This is a genomic window from Streptomyces sp. NPDC051452 (assembly GCF_044454765.1).
In the GTDB taxonomy this organism is placed as follows: domain Bacteria; phylum Actinomycetota; class Actinomycetes; order Streptomycetales; family Streptomycetaceae; genus Streptomyces.
Genome location: NZ_JBITEB010000007.1, coordinates 66,016 through 81,630, shown reverse-complemented (window position 1 = coordinate 81,630; position 15,615 = coordinate 66,016). Strand labels below are relative to the sequence as shown.

The window sequence follows — 15,615 nt, the reverse complement described above, 5'->3', positions numbered from 1 at the left end:
GAGGCCACCGGCGGGAGGGTGGAAGGATGCCGGGCAGGTCATGGCGGCGGTCTCGGAAAGGTGCGGGCGTGAAGCTGACGATTCTGGGCGGTGGCGGATTCCGGGTGCCGCTGGTGTACGGGGCGCTGCTGGGCGACCACGCCGAGGGGCGGGTCACCGAGGTCGTCCTGCACGACCTGGACGACCGCCGGCTGCGCGCGGTGACCCGGGTACTGGCCGAACAGGGCGCGGACGTCCCGGACGCCCCCCCGGTGCACGCCACCACCGATCTCGACGAGGCCCTGCGCGGCGCCGACTTCGTCTTCTCGGCGATCCGTGTCGGCGGCCTCGAAGGACGGGCGGACGACGAGCGGGTGGCCCTCGCCGAGGGCGTCCTCGGCCAGGAGACCGTCGGCGCGGGCGGGATCGCCTACGGTCTGCGCACCGTGCCCGTCGCCGTCGACATCGCCCGGCGGGTGGCCCGTCTCGCCCCCGACGCCTGGGTCATCAACTTCACCAACCCGGCCGGCCTGGTCACCGAGGCCATGTCCCGCCACCTCGGCGACCGCGTCATCGGCATCTGCGACTCACCGGTCGGACTCGGCCGCCGCATCGCGCGCGTGCTGGGCGCCGACCCGAACGAGGCCTTCGTCGACTACGTCGGCCTCAACCACCTCGGCTGGGTACGCGGCCTGCGCGTCGCCGGACGCGACCAGTTGCCGCGGCTGCTCGCGGACCCGGAGCTGCTCGGGTCGTTCGAGGAGGGCAGGCTCTTCGGCACCGACTGGCTGCGGTCGCTCGGCGCGATCCCCAACGAGTACCTGCACTACTACTACTTCAACCGGGAGACCGTCCGCGCCTACCAGGAGTCGGAGCAGACCCGCGGCGCCTTCCTGCGCGACCAGCAGGCCCGGTTCTACGCCGAGGCGGCCGACCCCGGCGTCCGCGCGCTGGACGCCTGGAACCGCACCCGGGCCGAGCGCGAGGCGACGTACATGGCCGAGAACCGGGAGAGCGCCGGAGCGGGCGAACGCGAGGCCGACGACCTCTCCGGCGGCTACGAGAAGGTCGCGCTGGCGCTGATGCGGGCCATCGCCCGCGACGAGCGCACCACCCTGATCCTCAACGTCCGCAACGCCTCCACGCTGTCCGTCCTCGACACCGACGCGGTCATCGAGGTCCCCTGCCTGGTCGACGCGGGCGGTGCCCACCCCCTGGCCGCCGGCCCCCTGCCCGGACACGCCACCGGACTCGTCTGCTCGGTCAAGGCGGTCGAGCGCGAGGTGCTCGCCGCCGCCGAGTCCGGCTCCCGTACGACGGCCGTGAAGGCCTTCGCGCTGCATCCCCTGGTCGACTCGGTGAACGTGGCCCGCAGACTGGTCGAGGGCTACGCCGGGGTCCACCCGGGCCTGCGGTACCTGAAGTAGCGGAGGCAGGCGGTCACCCCTGCCCCGAGACCGGCGGGAACGCCCTGCCCCGAGACCGGCGGTAACGCCCCGGCCGGAGGCCCCACGGGCACGTCTCTACCGCGGCAGCACCGCGGCGGCCGCCGCGCCCGGACGTACCGGAGCCGGCACCGCGGACAGCAACACTCCGGCCGGTTCGGCCCGTTGCGGAGCCGGCACCGAGGGCAGGAGCGGGCGCGCCCCCGAGACCACGGTGTAGTCCTGTCCGAGGAACGGCGGCTCGATGAACCCCGGGTCCTCGCCCAACGCCAGCCGCACCGCCGCCCAGGGGGCGTTCACCCCGCAGAGCGAGAGCTGGTGCAGGCCCCCGGCGGGGCGGGTGTTGACGTCGAGCAGCACCGGGCGGTCGCCGAGCATACGGAACTGGATGTTGGACAGGTGGTGCAGCCCGAACCCCCCGGCTATCAGCCGCGCGGGCTCCAGCCACCGCTCGTCCAGGGTGAAGCCCCGGCGGCGGCCGTTCTTCGTGCGGCCCACGGCGAGCCGCACCCGGTTGTCCCGTCCGGTGAGACAGTCGACGGACACCTCGGGCTGTTCCAGCCGTGGCATCACCAGCCAGTCCACCGGCTCCCCGGCCCGCGCCAGCGCCTCGAGCACCAGGTCCAGATGGACGTACGGGCCGGGGAAGCCCGCCAGCTGGGACAGTGAGAAGGGGGCGCGTGTGATCATCCGGAAGCCGACTCCGCCGGCGCCGACGGCCGGCTTGAAACAGGCGCTGTGTCCGGCCGACTCCAACTCCTCCACCGCCGCCGCGAGTTCGTCGGCCGTACGCACGCGCCACCAGGGCGGCACCGGGACGCCGACGGAGCCGACCGCCTCGTACGCGACCGCCTTGTCCTCGAACACGGCCACCGCCTCGGGTGTCGGCGCCAGCAGCGCGGTGCCCACCGCCGCGAACTCGGCGCGCTGCGCCACGATCGCCGCCTGGTGCAACCGGGGCACGAAGACATCGATGCCGCGCCGGGCGCACTGGTCGAGGGCGTACTCGACGTAGCCGGCCGGGGACAGGCCCTCCGGCTCCAGCTCGGCGGTGTCGGCGCCGGCCAGCACCGGGGAGTCGGGGTCGGTGTGCGTGGCGTGGATCTCCACCGCGCGGTCACCGGGATTCCTCCGCAGCTGATCCATGAAGAACACGTTCTCCGCGTACGTGCGGTTGAGCCAGACGCGTACGCGAGAGAGCATGCAGTCCGCCGTTCGGGGTGTGCGGGCAGGGCTGCGCGGCCCGTGCCCGGGCAGGAGAGAGGAAGGGACACCGAACGGCCCTGTGCGAAGGGCGTGAAGGGCGCTGGCGTTGGCGCGATCATACGGCTTTCCCAGGCTCCGGATGCAACGCGTGGGTTACGGATTCCCCGGCCGCCACCGGCCGGGGGAGGGCATGCGATCCGGCCATGACCCCGGCACATGATCCGGACAGGAGCCGACACGTCAGCGGGACGGGATCCAGACCGGATCCAGACGGGATCCAGACCGGATCCAGCCAGGATCCAGGTGTGATCCAGGCGTGATCCGGCACGTCATCGGACAGGATCCGGACATGATCCGGCACGTGGTCCGGCGCGTGATCGGGTACCTCTTGTCCGTCGTCCGGGAATGTGTTCTGGTGGTGTCCGCGAGCGGTGATCGAAAGGGGTGTGCGGTGGAGTCGACGGCCGGGGACGGACAGCTGCTGGCCATCAGCGACCTGCACATCGGCTACCCGGAGAACCGCGCCCTGGTCGAGCGGATGCGGCCCGAAAGCGAGGACGACTGGCTGATCGTCGCCGGTGACGTCGCGGAGACCGTCGCCGACATCCGCTGGGCCCTCGCCACGCTCGCGGGCCGCTTCCGCAAGGTGCTGTGGGCGCCCGGCAACCACGAGCTGTGGACCCACCCCAAGGACCCCGTCACCCTGCGCGGTGTCGCCCGCTACGAGCACCTGGTCGAGGTGTGCCGGGAGCTGGGCGTGGTCACCCCCGAGGACCCCTACCCCGTCTGGCGCGGCGCCGGCGGTCCGGTCGCCGTCGCCCCGCTGTTCCTGCTGTACGACTACTCGTTCCTGCCGGCCGGCTGTGCCACCAAGGCCGAGGGCCTGGCCTACGCGGAGAGCACGGGCATCGTCTGCAACGACGAGTTCGTGCTGCACCCCGACCCCTACCCGACCCGCGAGGACTGGTGCCGGGCCCGGGTGGCCGAGACGGAGCGCCGGCTCGCCGAGCTGCCCGCGGACCTGCCGACCGTGCTCGCCAACCACTATCCGCTGGACCGCCACCCCATGGAGGTCCTGTGGCACCCCGAGTTCGCCATGTGGTGCGGAACCGAGCTGACCGCCGACTGGCACCAGCGGTTCCGGGTCGCCACGATGGTCTACGGCCATCTGCACATCCCCCGTACCACCTGGCACGACGGAGTCCGCTTCGAAGAGGTCTCCGTGGGCTACCCCCGCGAATGGCGCAAGCGCTCCGGGCGTCCGGGAACACTGCGCCGCATCCTGCCGATGGAGGTCGAAGCCGGTGATCGAGGAGCTGCTCCCGGAGTCGGTCGTGGCCGTGGAGGCACTGCGTGACGACCCGCTGTGGGAGGCCCCGCTCCATCCGGAGGAGGAGGGGTTCGTCGCGCGGGCGGTGGCCAAGCGCCGCCGTGAGTACGCGGCCGTGCGCGGCTGCGCCCGGCGTGCCATGGAGAAGCTCGGCGTGCCCGCGCAGGCCGTGCTCAGCGGCGAGCGGGGCGCACCGCGCTGGCCGGCCGGCCTGATCGGCAGCATGACCCACTGCGACGGCTACTGCGCCGCCGCCCTGGTCCGCGCCACCGAGCTGGCCTCCCTCGGGATCGACGCCGAACCGCACGGGGCACTCCCGGACGGCGTGGGCGCGACCGTCTTCCTGCCCGCGGAGGCCCAACGGCTCGCCGGCCTCGCCGGTGAGCGGCCCGACGTGCACTGGGACCGGATCCTGTTCAGCGCCAAGGAGTCCGTCTACAAGGCCTGGTACCCCCTCACCCACAAGTGGCTGGACTTCTCCGAGGCCGACATCACCCTGCGCCCGGATCCCGACGGCACGCCGACCGGCGCCCTGCGAGCCGAACTGCTCGTCCCGGGGCCCCGGGTCGGCGAGCGCACGCTGAGCTCCTTCGACGGTCGCTGGGCCGTACGCGCCGGAGTGGTCGTCACCACCGTCGTCGTGCCGCACGCCTGACGGGGCGCCGCTCCCGCACCGCGCGCGTACGGCGGCGGGCCGGTCAAGCGGTCGGACACCATGCGCGCAGCAGCCGGAAGAGCCGCTCCTCGTTGCCCGCGAGTCCCGCCCGGGCGAGGGCCGCCTCCGCCTCGGCGAGCACGACGGGCGGGACGACGACGGGCCGCTCGCCGCCCGCCGGCCCGTCGAAGGCGGCGCGTACGGTGTGCAGCAGCCGCAGATAGGCCTGTACGGCGGTGCGCTCACGGTCGGTCAGTACGGCGGTGGGCATCGGTCGGCTCTCCCCGGTCAGGCGTCACGGTCACGCGCCCTGCGGCGCCGTGCGCCCGGTTCTACGGCGCACGGTTCCAGCTTGCCGCCCACCACTGACAACGCCGCCCCGCTCCGCCCCGGTTCGCCCGCTCAGCGCAGCCGGACGCCGCGTCACCGGCGACGACGCGCCGCCCCGTGACGGCGAGGGCGGCCGGCGACGGTGAGCACGGCCGGCGGGATCCGGTCACGCCCGCTCGCCGGGCCCGGCTTCAGGACTCGGGCCGTTTGACGCTTTCCAGGAGCATGTCGAGCCACTCCGCGACCTTGTCCCGGTGCTGGTCGGTCGGCAACTGGGCGGCCCGCCAGGCGATACCGCGCACGCCGTGGTCCTGAAGCAGCCGCTCCAGCGGGTCCTCGCCGACCTGAGCCGCGGCCCGTTCCCGGTCGGCGAGCTTCTGCAGCAGTTCCTGCTCGGTGCGCTGCAACGCGCCCGCCAGCGCCTCGGGGTCCTCCGCGGTGAGGAATCCGGCGTGCACCCGGAAGAAGCGCTGGAGCGCGTCGCAGTGCTCCATCGTGGGCCGCCGGTCGCCGTTGATGAGGGCGCCGGCCTGCTGCCGGGACATGCCGGCCCCGTCCGCGATCTCCTGCTGTGTGTATTTGCGGGAGTTGGGCTTCAGCCGGGTGCGGCGCAACAGGTCCAGGCGCTGCAGGAAGCGCGCCTGGACGTCCGGTTCGCCCGCCGGGCGTCCGCTGAGCAGGGCCTTGACCACCGGCTCGGGCACGCCACAGGCGACGGAGAGCCGCCCGATGCAGAAGACCTCGGCATGCGGCACACCGAGCCGGTCGGCGAGGTGTGTGACGCGGGCGACGACGGCCGGCAGCTGGGCGGTCGCCACGGCGCCCGGATCCTCGTAGCCATCCGTCACCGACAGAACTCCTACGTTTCTCGAGGGTTGCAGACGTGGGTTTGCTTCTCGCAAGCGGTCGCCGTGAACTTCCCGGAGATTAGCCCGTGGGTCGAACTCACATCCAGGTCTCGCCACAACTGTGGCGAATTTCAGCCGTCAACCGGCAGGAAATGCCACGATAGTTGACACCGATCGTGACGGGGCAGCAGGATCGCATCGCCGCGTGAAGGCCGCAGAGGCAATGAGGGGTGACCTCCCGATGGCACATCAGGCAGGAGGGCAGCGACCGGCACCGCGGCCCGTCCCCGAGACCTGCGAGACCCAGACCTACCTACAGGACTACGCCACCCTGCTGGAATCCCTGCCCTTTCCGTCCCTGGTGGTCGACCACCGCTGGAACGTGGTCATGGCCAACGGGGCGTTCGAGGCGCTCTTCCGCGGTGTGCGCCCGCACCCCACGGACATGCCCGGCGACAACTTCCTGCGGTTCGTCCTGTTCCACCCCGACGCCGGCGAGGTCCTCGGCGAACACGAGGCGAGCTGGTGCCTGCCGATGCTGGCCCAGCTGCGCGCCGCGCTGGAGACCTGCGGCCACGACCCCGAACTCCAGGCCACACGCCGGGACATCGCCCGGGACCCGCTGATGGAGGCCGCCTACCGGCAGGGCCTGCCGCACTGGATCCGGGCCGTCGGCGAGGCCGCGACACGGCTGGACGGGGCCGTACGCCTGCTGCTCCACCCCGACCCGCGCCGCGGGACCGTCGAGTGCCGCGTCGTCGAGGAGACCCCGCAGACCCTGCGCGCTCTCGGCTACCGCCGTCTGACGATGGTCCTACGCGATCCCCGGCGGGCGCCCGCACCGGTGCGCCGGGCGCGCCGGGCCCGAGCCGCGGCCGCCCATCTGGCGGTCGTCCCGGCCCCCGGGGACTGACCCGGCACCGCCGGTGTTCAGGTCATCGGCGGCGCCGGGTCCACGGCACGGACCCAACGGGGACATCACGCCACCGAGTGCTCGGCGGCCCGCCGCGAGCCGACCCTCACGCGCGTCCTCGCGAAACCGGCCAACCTTTACGCAAGCCGCTTGCGTAAGTTGCGCTACTCTTGCGTCCATGACGCGACGACTTGCGGAAGTGGCGAAGAAGGTCGGGGTCAGCGAGGCCACGGTCAGCCGGGTGCTCAACGGCAAACCCGGAGTCTCCCAAGCCACCCGGCAGGCGGTGCTGTCCGCCCTCGACGTCCTCGGCTACGAGCGCCCCACCCAGCTGCGCGGCGAACGAGCCCGCCTCGTCGGCCTGGTCCTGCCGGAGCTGCAGAACCCCATCTTCCCGGCGTTCGCCGAGGTCATCGGCGGCGCGCTGGCCCAGCTCGGCCTCACCCCGGTGCTGTGCACCCAGACCAAGGGCGGCGTCTCGGAGGCGGACTACGTCGAACTGCTGCTCCAGCAGCAGGTGTCCGGAGTCGTCTTCGCCGGCGGGCTGTACGCCCAGGCCGACGCGCCCCACGACCACTACCGGCTGCTCGCCGACCGCAACATCCCCGTCGTCCTGGTCAACGCGGCCATAGAGGATCTCGGCTTCCCGCGCGTGTCCTGTGACGACGCCGTCGCCGTGGAACAGGCCTGGCGCCACCTGGCCTCCCTCGGCCACGAGCGCATCGGCCTGGTCCTCGGCCCCGGCGACCACGTGCCCTCGGCGCGCAAGCTGGCCGCCGCGCGGGCCATCGCGGGCGACCTGCCGGAGGAATTCACGGCGCGGGCCATCTTCTCCATCGAGGGCGGACACGCCGCCGCCTCCCGGCTCATCGACCGCGGCGTCACCGGCATCATCTGCGCCAGCGACCCCCTGGCGCTCGGTGCCGTGCGGGCGGCCCGCCGCAAGGGGTACGACGTGCCCGGCCGGATCTCCGTCGTCGGTTACGACGACTCCGCCTTCATGAACTGCACCGAGCCCCCGCTGACCACCGTCCGCCAGCCCATCGAGGCCATGGGCCGTGCGGCCGTCGAGCTGCTGAACGCGCAGATCGGCGGCACCGCCGTACCCGCGGAGGAACTGCTCTTCGAGCCCGAGCTGGTGGTGCGCGGGTCGACCGCGCAGGCGCCGCGCGACTGAGCCGCGAAAGCGGCCTCGCGGTCCGCCGGACTCCTTCCATCCGGCTGTCGAATAATTACAGATTCTGCGCGACATCTTGCGAACCGATGTCGTCGGTGCTTGAGTGTGCGGCGCCCACCGCTCCTGCCTTGAGGGGTCCACCGATGAGACGCACCGGGTTCCGCCGCACCTTCGCCACGATCGGCGTCTGTTCCTCGCTCGCGCTGGCCGCGACCGCCTGCGGGTCGGGTGGCGACGACGCGGCGAACGGCAAGACGCGCATCACCGTCAACTGCGAGCCGCCGAAGAGCGCCAAGGTCGACCGGAAGTTCTTCGACGCGGACGTCGCCGCCTTCGAGAAGAAGAACCCGGACATCGACGTCGTCGCCCACGACGCCTTCCCCTGCCAAGACCCCAAGACCTTCGACGCCAAGCTCGCCGGCGGCCAGATGGAGGACGTCTTCTACACGTACTTCACCGACGCCAGGCACGTCGTCGACATCAACCAGGCCGCCGACCTCACGCCGTACCTCAAGGAACTCAAGAGCTACGACACCCTCCAGCAGCAGCTGCGGGACATCTACACCGTGGACGGAAAGGTCTACGGCATCCCGCGCACCGGCTACTCCATGGGACTGATCTACAACCGCGCACTCTTCACGAAGGCCGGACTCGACCCCGACAAGCCCCCCACGACCTGGGAAGAAGTCCGCGCCGACGCCAAGAGGATCGCGGCCCTCGGCGGCGGAACCGTCGGATACGCCGACTACAGCGCCCAGAACCAGGGCGGCTGGCACTTCACCGCCGAGCTGTACTCCCAGGGCGGCGACGTCGTCAGCGCCGACGGCAAGAAGGCCACGGTCGACACGCCCCAGGGCCACGCCGTGCTGCGAAACCTCCACGACATGCGGTGGACGGACGACTCCATGGGCAGCAAGCAGCTCCTCATCATCAACGACGTGCAGCAGATGATGGGTTCGGGCAAGCTCGGCATGTACCTCAGCGCCCCCGACAACATCCCGATCCTGGTCAAGGAGAAGGGCGGCGACTACAAGGACCTCGCCCTCGCCCCCATGCCCGGCGGCCAGGGCACCCTCATCGGCGGCGACGGCTACATGTTCAACAAGAAGGACACCCCGGCCCAGATCCGCGCCGGCCTGAAGTGGCTCGACCACATGTTCCTCACCCCCGGATCGGGCTTCCTCGGCGACTACGCCCGCGCCAAGAGGAACAACGCGCCCGTCGGCCTGCCCGAGCCCCGCCTGTTCACCGGCGCCGCCGACGCCGAGGACCAGCGGGTCAAAAAGGCCAACGCCAATGTGCCGGTGGAGAACTACCAGGCCTTCCTGGACGGCAACCAGCGGCTGCGGATGAAGATCGAGCCGCCGGACGCCCAGCAGATCTACTCCGTCCTCGACAGCGTGGTCTCCGCCGTCCTCACCAAGAAGGACGCGGACATCGACCAGCTCCTCGAGGACGCGTCCGGCAAGATCGACGGCATCCTGGCCCGGAGCTGACCGCCATGACGAAGACGGCCGAGCGACGGCCGGCGTCGAAGGCAGCCGCCCACCCGGTCCCGGCGCCGCCCCCGGCAGGGGACCGCAGGCGGCGCCGCCTCGTCGACCAGGCCCGCGCCTACGGCTTCCTCCTAGGCGGCCTCCTCTGCTTCGCCCTGTTCTCCTGGTATCCGGCGATCCGCGCGGTCGTCATCGCCTTCCAGAAGTACACACCCGGCTCCCCGCCCGAGTGGGTCGGCACCGCCAACTTCACCCGCGTATGGCACGACCCGGAGTTCGCGGCGGCCTGGCGCAACACCTTCACCTTCACCCTGCTGGCCCTGCTGATCGGCTTCGCCGTCCCCTTCGCGCTCGCCCTGGTGCTGAACGAACTGCGGCACGCCAAAGCCTTCTTCCGCGTCGTCGTCTATCTCCCGGTGATGATCCCGCCGGTGGTCAGCGCCCTGCTGTGGAAGTGGTTCTACGACCCCGGAGCCGGCCTCGCCAACGAGGCGCTGCGCTTCGCGCATCTGCCCACCTCCAACTGGTCCAACGGCACCGACACGGCACTGGTCTCCCTGGTGATCGTCGCCACCTGGGCCAACCTGGGCGGCACCGTCCTGATCTACCTGGCCGCCCTCCAGTCCATCCCCGGCGAGCTGTACGAGGCCGCCGAGCTGGACGGCGCGAACCTGCTCCAGCGCATCCGGCACGTGACGATCCCGCAGACCCGCTTCGTCATCCTCATGCTGATGCTGCTCCAGATCATCGCGACGATGCAGGTGTTCACCGAGCCCTTCGTCATCACCGGCGGCGGACCGGAGAACGCCACGGTCACCGTCCTCTACCTCATCTACAAGTACGCCTTCCTCTACAACGACTTCGGCGGCGCCTGCGCGCTGAGCGTGCTGCTTCTCGTGCTGCTCGGCGCCTTCTCCGCCGTCTATCTGCGGCTCACCCGGACCGAGGGGGACGCATGAGCGCCGTCCGCACCCTGATCTCCCCGGCCACCCTCGCCCGCCCCCGCGGCAGAGCGATCTACTGGACGGTGTTCACCGGCGTCGTCCTGCTCTTCACGCTCGCCTTCCTCTTCCCGGTCTACTGGATGGTGACCGGGGCGATGAAGTCCCCGGACGAGGTGGCGCGGACCCCGCCCACGCTGATACCGAAGCACTGGCACACCGGCGGTTACACGGACGCCTGGGACCTGATGCAGCTGCCGCAGCACCTGTGGAACACCGTCGTGCAGGCCGCCGGGGCCTGGCTGTTCCAGCTGGTGTTCTGCACGGCCGCCGCCTACGCCCTGTCCAAGCTGAGACCGGCCTTCGGCAAGGTGATCCTGGGCGGCATCCTCGCCACCCTCATGGTCCCGGCACAGGCCCTCGTCGTCCCCAAGTACCTCACCGTCGCCGATCTGCCGATCCTGCACACCAGCCTGCTGAACGACCCCCTCGCCATCTGGCTGCCGGCCGTCGCCAACGCCTTCAACCTGTATCTGCTCAAGCGGTTCTTCGACCAGCTGCCGCGCGACGTGCTGGAAGCCGCCGAGATCGACGGCGCCGGCAGACTGCGCACCCTGTGGTCGGTCGTACTGCCCATGTCCCGGCCGGTCCTCGGCGTGGTGTCCATCTTCGCCCTGGTCGCCGTCTGGCAGGACTTCCTGTGGCCGCTGATGGTCTTCTCCGACACCGGGAAGCAACCGATCAGCGTCGCGCTCGTCCAGCTGTCGCAGAACATCCAGCTCACCGTGCTCATCGCCGCGATGGTCATCGCCAGCATCCCGATGGTGGCCCTGTTCCTCGTCTTCCAGCGGCACATCATCGCCGGGATCAGCGCGGGCAGCACCAAGGGCTGAGCCGCCCGGAACCCCGCCGTCGACAGAAAGGGACGCACCGTGGGACAGCCCACCCCCGCCCGCAACTCCCGCCCGCAACAGCACTGGTGGCGCTCCGCCGTCATCTACCAGGTGTACGTACGCAGCTTCGCGGACGGCGACGGCGACGGCACCGGCGACCTCGCGGGCGTCCGCGCCCGGCTGCCGTACCTCGCCGAACTCGGCGTGGACGCACTGTGGTTCACCCCCTGGTATCTCTCGCCGCTGAAGGACGGCGGATACGACGTCGCCGACTACCGGGCCATCGACCCGGCCTTCGGCACCCTCGCCGAGGCGGAGAAACTCATCGCCGAGGCCGGCGAGCTGGGCATCCGTACCATCGTCGATATCGTGCCCAACCACGTCTCCGACCAGCACTCCTGGTTCAGGGCCGCGGTCGCCGCCGGTCCCGGCAGCCCGGAACGCGAGCTGTTCCACTTCCGCCCCGGGCGCGGCGCCGACGGCGAACTCCCGCCCAACGACTGGCCGTCGCAGTTCGTCGGCTCCACCGAGCCGGTGTGGACCCGGCTGCCCGACGGGGAGTGGTACCTGCACCTGTTCACCCCCGAGCAGCCGGACCTCAACTGGGCGCACCCCGTGGTCCGCCAGGAACACGAGGACATCCTGCGGTTCTGGTTCGAGCGGGGCGTCGCCGGAGTCCGCATCGACTCCGCCGCCCTGCTCGCCAAGGATCCCGACCTGCCCGACCTCGCCTCGCGGCCGAGACCGCACCCGTTCGTCGACCGCGACGAACTCCACGACATCTACCGCTCCTGGCGGTCGGTCGCCGACGCCTACGGCGGTGTGTTCGTCGGCGAGGTCTGGCTCCCGGACGCCGAGCGCTTCGCCCGCTACCTGCGCCCGGACGAACTCCACACCGCCTTCAACTTCTCCTTCCTGTCCTGCCCCTGGGACGCCGAGCGGCTGCGCGACTCCATCGACACCACCCTCGCCGAGCACGCCCCGGTCGGCGCCCCGGCCACCTGGGTGCTGTGCAACCACGACGTCACCCGCACGGTCACCCGGTACGGTCGCGCGGACACCGGCTTCGACTTCGCCACCAAGGCCTTCGGTACCCCGACGGACCTCGCCCTCGGCACCCGCAGGGCCCGCGCCGCCGCCCTGCTGTCGCTGGCACTGCCCGGCTCCGTCTACCTCTATCAGGGCGAGGAACTGGGGCTGCCGGAGGCCGAGATCCCGCTCGACCGCATCCAGGACCCCATGTACTTCCGGTCGGGGGGGACCGACCCGGGCCGCGACGGCTGCCGGGTGCCGCTGCCGTGGGCCGCCGGCCTGCCCCACGCGGGCTTCGGCTCCCATGAGCGGCCCTGGCTGCCGCAGCCCGCCGACTGGCCGTCGTACGCGGTCGACCGGCAGCGGGACGACCCACGCTCCATGCTCTCCCTCTACCGCCAGGCCATCGCCGCCCGCCCGGTCTTCGGTGACGCCCCCCTGACCTGGCTGCCCGCGCCCGACGGCGTCCTCGCCTTCTTCCGCGCCCCGGGCGCGCTGTGCGTGGTCAACCTCGCGCCCACACCCGCCGACCTCCCCGCGCACTCCCGGCTCCTGCTCGGCAGTGGCCCGCTGGACGACACGGGCCGACTGCCCGAGGACACGGCGGTCTGGCTGAGCGCCTGAGGAGACCACGCACGGCTGTCCGCACACATCCCCCGCGCTGTCTCGGGCTGAGCGTCGGCGCCAACACGGGCCGGCCCGCGGCACGGCTCGGCGAGGCGGTGGCCTGTCGGACCCGTGGGCCTCGCGGCCCTCGGTATCGCCCTCCCCGCCTCCGTCCACGCCGTCAGCGGCTGCAACGCGCAGTGGCCGGGCCGCGACGGCAACGTGCGTGCCTGACGGGACGCCGACTGCCGGGGCGAGCTGCTCGCCCACCGGCCGCACCACCTCCGCCGGCCACGGTCCGCACCGACCGTGGCCGGCGCAGGCGTTGGCATCGGCTCAGGTCGTGGCATTGGCACAGGGCATGGGCGCACGCCGCCGCGCGGACCGACGACATCGCGCCGACCGAGGACACCGCACGGACCGCCGAGTTTCACATCGGCGCCATCCGACCCTTCCCTGACGTTTGCTGCTCTTGGAACACTCGCTCCGCGCAGATTCCGTCAACTGACGGCGTCACGCACGTCAGGATGGGAGAATCCTCACTCATGTCCGAAGTCAATCGGCGGCGTTTCCTGCAACTCGCCGGCGCCACCACCGCCTTCACGGCGCTGTCCGGCAGTATCCAGCGCGCGGCAGCCCTGCCCGCCCACTACCGCACCGGGTCGGTGGCCGACGTCGAGCACATCGTCGTGCTGATGCAGGAGAACCGTTCCTTCGATCACTACTTCGGCTCGCTCCGAGGAGTCCGGGGCTTCGGCGACCCGCGTTCCGTCACCCAGAACGGAAGGTCCGTCTGGAAGCAGTCGGACGGCACGAAGGACATCCTGCCCTTCCACCCGGACGCCGACGACCTGGGCATGGCCTTCATCCAGGACCTGCCGCACGGCTGGAACGACGGCCACACCGCCTTCAACCAAGGCAGGTACGACAAGTGGGTGCCCGCCAAGTCGTCGACGACGATGGCGTACCTGACCCGGAACGACATCCCGTTCCACTACGCCCTCGCCGACGCCTTCACCGTCTGCGACGCCTACCACTGCTCGCTCATAGGCTCCACCGACCCCAACCGCTACTACATGTGGACGGGGTACACCGGCAACGACGGCAAGGGCGGCGGTCCGGTCCTCGGCAACGACGAGGCGGGCTACGGCTGGACGACGTACCCCGAACGCCTGGAGCAGGCCGGCGTCTCCTGGAAGATCTATCAGGACGTCGGCGACGGCCTCGACGCGAACGGCTCCTGGGGCTGGATCGGTGACGCCTACCGGGGCAACTACGGCGACAACTCCCTGCTCTACTTCGATCAGTACCGCAACGCCCGACCCGGCGACCCGCTGTACGACAAGGCCCGCACCGGCACCGACGCCAGGAAGGGCCAGGGCTACTTCGACCAGCTGAAGGCCGACGTGAAGTCCGGCAACCTGCCCCAGGTGTCCTGGATCGTCGCCCCCGAGGCCTTCACCGAGCACCCCAACTGGCCCGCCAACTACGGGGCCTGGTACGTCTCCCAGGTCCTGGACGCGCTCACCTCCGACCCCGAGGTGTGGGGCAGGACCGCGCTGTTCGTCACCTACGACGAGAACGACGGCTTCTTCGACCACGTCATCCCGCCCTACCCGCCGGCCTCCGCCGCCCAGGGCCGCTCGACCGTTGACCCGGCGTTGGACCTGTTCAAGGGCGACGCCGGCCACACCGCCGGTCCCTACGGGCTCGGCCAGCGGGTGCCGATGCTGGTCGTCTCCCCCTGGAGCAAGGGCGGGTACGTCTGCTCCGAGACCCTCGACCACACCTCGATCATCCGGTTCATCGAGGGACGCTTCGGTGTCCGGGAGCCGAACATCTCGCCCTGGCGGCGCGCGGTCTGCGGCGATCTGACCTCGGCGTTCGACTTCTCCCGCAAGGACGGCGCCCCGGTCCCGCTGCCGTCCACGTCCGGCTACCAGCCGCCGGACCACGACCGGCACCCCGATTACGTGCCCACCCCGCCCGCCAGTCCGTCCCTGCCCAAGCAGGAACGCGGCAGCCGGCCCACCCGCCCGCTGAAGTACGCCCCCGTCGTGGACGGTTCGGCGGACACCGCGGCCGGGAAGTTCACGCTCGGCTTCGCCTCCGGCGCGCGGGCGGGCGCGGTCTTCCTCGTCACCTCGAACAACCGCACCGACGGCCCCTGGACCTACACCACCGAGGCCGGCAAGAGCCTGACCGACACCTGGAACTCGGCCTACTCGGGCGGCTCCTATGACCTGGCCGTGCACGGCCCGAACGGCTTCCTGCGCCTTTTCAAGGGCCGCAACAAGGTCGCGGGACCCGAGGTCACCGCCCGGTACGCCGGCGAGCGCGTGGAACTCACCTTCACCAACAAGGCTTCCGGCACGCTGCGGCTGAAGGTCGTCGACGGTTACGGCGGCGGCGCCGTCACGATCGACGTGCGCTCGGGCGCCACCGTGCGGAAGACCTTCGACCTCACCGCGAGCAAGCGCTGGTACGACCTGACCGTCACCTGCGACACCGACCCGGCGTTCCTGCGCGGCTTCGCCGGGCACGTGGAGAACGGGCTGCCCGGCGTCAGCGACCCGGCGATCGCGACGGGGTGAACGGGCGATGAACACCGCGACCTGAGCGGCCCGACGGACCGGCGCGGCGACGGCGGGGGGGGGGGGGGGGGCCCCCCCCCCCCCCCCCCCCCCCCCCGGGGGCGCGGGGGGGGGCGGGGTTGGGCGGGGGCCGGCCCGGGGGGGACAACGGGGCGGGAGCCCCCCCGGAC

13 protein-coding genes are annotated in these 15,615 nt (G+C 71.5%); 10 read left to right on the top strand and 3 right to left on the bottom strand.

Translation table 11 applies throughout. The features are described from left to right. Positions 1-68: 68 nt before the first annotated feature. Positions 69-1,406 carry a 6-phospho-beta-glucosidase gene (locus ACIBA9_RS18675; protein WP_399364243.1) on the top strand — a complete coding sequence of 446 codons (1,338 nt, stop codon included), beginning with the start codon at positions 69-71 and terminating at the stop codon, positions 1,404-1,406. Between the two features lie 96 nt (positions 1,407-1,502). Here the strand turns inward: ACIBA9_RS18675 and ACIBA9_RS18670 are convergent, their stop codons facing one another. Then, positions 1,503-2,627 (bottom strand): ATP-grasp domain-containing protein, encoded by a 1,125-nt coding sequence (locus ACIBA9_RS18670; protein WP_399364241.1) that lies wholly within the window; start codon positions 2,625-2,627, stop codon positions 1,503-1,505. A gap of 454 nt (positions 2,628-3,081) precedes the next feature. Here ACIBA9_RS18670 and ACIBA9_RS18665 point away from each other — a divergent pair, with 454 nt between their 5' ends. Together ACIBA9_RS18665 and ACIBA9_RS18660 are read left to right on the top strand one after the other, a co-directional pair. Continuing rightward, entirely contained in the window at positions 3,082-3,987 is a 906-nt protein-coding gene (locus tag ACIBA9_RS18665; protein ID WP_399364239.1) for a metallophosphoesterase family protein, read from the top strand. Continuing rightward, the gene (locus ACIBA9_RS18660; protein ID WP_399364238.1) at positions 3,935-4,615 is read left to right on the top strand and encodes a 4'-phosphopantetheinyl transferase; all 681 of its coding nucleotides are present in this window, start codon (positions 3,935-3,937) and stop codon (positions 4,613-4,615) included. Before ACIBA9_RS18665 ends, ACIBA9_RS18660 begins: the two co-directional genes overlap by 53 nt. A gap of 43 nt (positions 4,616-4,658) precedes the next feature. Here ACIBA9_RS18660 and ACIBA9_RS18655 read toward each other — a convergent pair whose 3' ends face one another. Together ACIBA9_RS18655 and ACIBA9_RS18650 are read right to left on the bottom strand one after the other, a co-directional pair. Beyond that, the gene (locus tag ACIBA9_RS18655) at positions 4,659-4,886 is read right to left on the bottom strand and encodes a hypothetical protein (RefSeq protein ID WP_399364236.1); all 228 of its coding nucleotides are present in this window, start codon (positions 4,884-4,886) and stop codon (positions 4,659-4,661) included. Positions 4,887-5,136: 250 nt separating this feature from the next. Continuing rightward, entirely contained in the window at positions 5,137-5,793 is a 657-nt protein-coding gene (locus tag ACIBA9_RS18650; protein WP_362162662.1) for a helix-turn-helix transcriptional regulator, read from the bottom strand. A gap of 241 nt (positions 5,794-6,034) precedes the next feature. On the opposite strand from ACIBA9_RS18650, the gene ACIBA9_RS18645 reads away from it, so the two are divergent. From ACIBA9_RS18645 to ACIBA9_RS18615, 7 genes are all read left to right on the top strand, one after another. After that, complete coding sequence (locus ACIBA9_RS18645) at positions 6,035-6,706, top strand: hypothetical protein (RefSeq protein WP_399364233.1); 672 nt, start codon at positions 6,035-6,037, stop codon at positions 6,704-6,706. 178 nt (positions 6,707-6,884) lie between these two features. Then, positions 6,885-7,883 carry a LacI family DNA-binding transcriptional regulator gene (locus tag ACIBA9_RS18640; protein ID WP_399364232.1) on the top strand — a complete coding sequence of 333 codons (999 nt, stop codon included), beginning with the start codon at positions 6,885-6,887 and terminating at the stop codon, positions 7,881-7,883. Positions 7,884-8,026: 143 nt separating this feature from the next. Beyond that, positions 8,027-9,379, top strand: a complete 1,353-nt coding sequence (locus ACIBA9_RS18635; protein WP_399364230.1) for an ABC transporter substrate-binding protein — start codon at positions 8,027-8,029, stop codon at positions 9,377-9,379. A gap of 5 nt (positions 9,380-9,384) precedes the next feature. After that, positions 9,385-10,338, top strand: coding sequence for a carbohydrate ABC transporter permease (locus tag ACIBA9_RS18630; protein WP_399364228.1), 954 nt, complete (start codon positions 9,385-9,387; stop codon positions 10,336-10,338). Next, on the top strand, positions 10,335-11,213 hold the full coding sequence (locus ACIBA9_RS18625) for a carbohydrate ABC transporter permease (RefSeq protein WP_399364226.1): 879 nt from the start codon (positions 10,335-10,337) through the stop codon (positions 11,211-11,213). Before ACIBA9_RS18630 ends, ACIBA9_RS18625 begins: the two co-directional genes overlap by 4 nt. 39 nt (positions 11,214-11,252) lie before the next feature. Continuing rightward, positions 11,253-12,869, top strand: coding sequence for a glycoside hydrolase family 13 protein (locus ACIBA9_RS18620; RefSeq protein ID WP_399364224.1), 1,617 nt, complete (start codon positions 11,253-11,255; stop codon positions 12,867-12,869). A 527-nt stretch (positions 12,870-13,396) separates the two neighbouring features. Then, a complete protein-coding gene (locus ACIBA9_RS18615; protein WP_399364221.1) occupies positions 13,397-15,445 on the top strand; it encodes a phosphocholine-specific phospholipase C in 2,049 nt (682 codons plus the stop codon). Positions 15,446-15,615: the final 170 nt, after the last annotated feature.